The sequence below is a fragment of the Streptomyces sp. NRRL WC-3549 genome (assembly GCF_000721935.1).
In the GTDB taxonomy this organism is placed as follows: Bacteria; Actinomycetota; Actinomycetes; order Streptomycetales; family Streptomycetaceae; genus Streptomyces.
Genome location: NZ_KL585394.1, coordinates 16,110 through 18,799, shown reverse-complemented (window position 1 = coordinate 18,799; position 2,690 = coordinate 16,110). Strand labels below are relative to the sequence as shown.

The following is a 2,690-nucleotide window of genomic DNA, read 5'->3' as shown; positions in this document are numbered from 1 at the left end:
ATGTGTATAAGAGACAGAGCCGGGGCCGCGGGGGGCGCGTGATGCCCGACGCGCCCGACGGCTGCGCCTTCGTACGGTCCTCAGCGGCCACCGGGGACCTCCTCCCCGTCCTCGAAGTCGTTCTCCCGCCAGTCCTCGGGGAGCAGGTGGTCCAGTACGTCGTCGACGGTGACCGCGCCCAGCAGCGACCCGCTCTCGTCCACGACGGGCGCCGAGACGAGGTTGTACGCGGCCAGGTAGCTGGTCACCGCGGGCAGCGGGGTGTCCGGCGCGAGCGGGACGAGGTTGCTGTCGACCAGGGCGCTGACCAGGGTCTGTCTCTTATACACATCCAGTGCGGGGGAGAGGTCCTGCTGGCGGACCCGGGCGAGCGCGTCGGCGACGGTCGCGTCCGGCCGCAGGATGATCGGCTCGGTCGTCATCAGCCCGCCCGCGGTCCGCTCCTCGTAGGAGAGCAGACGGCGCACATCGGCCGCGTCGTCCGGCCGCATCAGGGTCAGCAGCCGCTCCTTGTCCGCCTCCGGCAGCCAGGAGAGCAGGTCGGCCGCGTCGTCCGGGGCCATCGCCTCCAGGACGTCCGCGGCGCGGTCCTCCTTCAGCTTGCCGATGATCTCCACCTGGTCGTCCCCGGGGAGCTCCTCCAGCACGTCGGCGAGCCGGTCGTCGTCCAGCGCGGCGGCCACCTCTGCCCGGCGCTTCGGCGTCAGGTGGTGCATCGCGTTGGCGACGTCGGTGGGGCGCAGCCGGTCGAAGGTCGCGACCAGGCTCTCGGCGCCCCCGTGCTGCTCCAGCGAGAACCCGGTGACCGCCGACCACTCCACGGTCAGGGCCTCGCCCTTGCGGCGCAGCGCGCCGCCGCGGCCCTTGCGTACGAAGAGCTTGTCGATCTCCCAGTCGCGGCGGGCCGGCAGCTGCTGGATGGCCACGTCGAGGACCGTGACCTCCTCGTCCGTCTCGACCAGGCGCACCCGGCGGTCAAGGAACTCCCCGAGGACCAGTCGCTCGGTCGGGCGCTGCTCGAAGCGCCGCATGTTGACCACGCCGGTGGTGATGACCTGGCCGGACTCGACGCCCGTCACCCGGGTCATCGGCAGGAAGATGCGGCGCCGGCTCACGACCTCGACGACCATGCCGAGGAGGCGCGGCGGCTTGCCGCCGACCCGGAGCATCGCCACCAGGTCGCGGACCCGGCCGACCTGGTCACCGTTGGGATCGAACACCGGTACGCCGGAGAGGTGCGAGACGAAGACCCGGGGAGTGCCTGCCGCCATGCTCCGCGTCTCCCTCGCGTCGGTGTCCTCGTGCGCCGTGAAGCCGTGAATCAGGCCGAGGGCTGTCCCGGGATGCCTGGCGGGCGCACCAGGACGGCCACGGCACCCGCCCGCACACCCAGTATGCGGACATCCCTCCGCCGTGCGACGCGCCGCCTCCGGCGCCGCGAGCCGACCCGCGGCGGATCACGGGGAGCGTCCACGGCCCGTACCGGTTCGCACCGTTGTGGCGGACCGTCCGTACGACGCTGGGCCGAAAGGCGTACGGCGCACGGGTACGCTGCCGTCTGCCACCCAGACACACAGATGAGAGGCAGTGCGCCGTGACCTCTTTCGCCCCGGGCGCCCGGAGCCGTCGCCAGACCCTTCTCGCCGTGGTGCTCTGTGCGGGGGTGACCGCCGCGCTGACGGCCTGTTCGGGCGAGGACCCCGACAAGGGGACCAACGGGGTGGGCAAGCTGACGGCGGCACAGATCGAGAAGAGGACCCGGGCGGCGGCCGACGCGGCCGACGCCGTGCGGCTGACCGGCAAGCTGGTCAGCAAGGGCGGCACGTACACCCTGAACATGCAGCTCAGCGCCGGTGGGGGCACCGGTTCGGTCACCACGGGGAAGAACACCTTCGCGCTGCTGCGGGTCGGGGACGAGCTCTTCCTCAAGGCCGACGCCGGCTTCTGGACCGACGGGAAGGGCGACGACGGCAGCACGCAGGCCGCCGGCAAACTCCAGGGCAAGTACGTCAAGGTGCCCGAGGACGATCCGACCTATCAGCAGCTGCGCGGGTTCACCGAGAAGAAGACCCTCCTGGACGGCATGCTCACGCTGCACGGGAAGGTCAACAAGGGCGAGCGCGACACGGTCGGCGGGGTCCGGACCGTGCAGATCATGGGCGGACAGGGCGAGGGCGGCACCCTCCACGTCTCCCTGAAGGGCACACCGTATCCGCTCCGGGTCGCCCGGGGCGGCGGCGGCGGATCCGTCTCGCTGGCCGACTGGGGCGAGGACTTCGCGCTGGAGGCGCCGGACGAGGGGGACACCGTCGACTACGGCGGACAGCTCCCCAAGTCCTCCGGCTGACCGTCAGCCCGTGCGGCGGCGGCGCTTGAGGAGCAGCCGGGGGAGCGCGGCGGGCACGGGCCGCCGGGTGGTGGCCGGGGTGGGCAGCGGCGGCGCCGCCAACGACGTCCGCGGCAGGTCGGTGCCGGACGCGGTGGGCGTCAGCCGTACCACCCGGCACTCACGCGCCCAGCGCGCGGTCAGCCGCTCGGCGTCCGGCGCGTTCAGCCGCTTGCCCTTGAGCTCGCCGACCGCGGCCTCCCACTCCTCGGAGTGCGGCGCGAGTACGGCGACGCCGGCCGTCCACGCGACGATCCTGCCGCCCTTGTCCTTGCTGCGCACGGTCACCTCGGCGGTGCCGCCC

3 protein-coding genes are annotated in these 2,690 nt (G+C 72.8%); 1 reads left to right on the top strand and 2 read right to left on the bottom strand.

Features of this window, described 5'->3' with window-relative positions:
- Positions 1-80: 80 nt before the first annotated feature.
- A complete protein-coding gene (locus tag IH13_RS0110680) occupies positions 81-1,271 on the bottom strand; it encodes a magnesium transporter MgtE N-terminal domain-containing protein (protein WP_031083238.1) in 1,191 nt (396 codons plus the stop codon).
- Positions 1,272-1,594: 323 nt separating this feature from the next.
- On the opposite strand from IH13_RS0110680, the gene IH13_RS0110675 reads away from it, so the two are divergent.
- Positions 1,595-2,347 carry a hypothetical protein gene (locus IH13_RS0110675; RefSeq protein ID WP_031083236.1) on the top strand — a complete coding sequence of 251 codons (753 nt, stop codon included), beginning with the start codon at positions 1,595-1,597 and terminating at the stop codon, positions 2,345-2,347.
- A 3-nt stretch (positions 2,348-2,350) separates the two neighbouring features.
- On the opposite strand, the gene IH13_RS0110670 is transcribed toward IH13_RS0110675, so the two are convergent.
- Positions 2,351-2,690, bottom strand: a 340-nt coding sequence (locus tag IH13_RS0110670) for a hypothetical protein (protein ID WP_031083234.1), incomplete at its 5' end; no start/stop codon positions are given.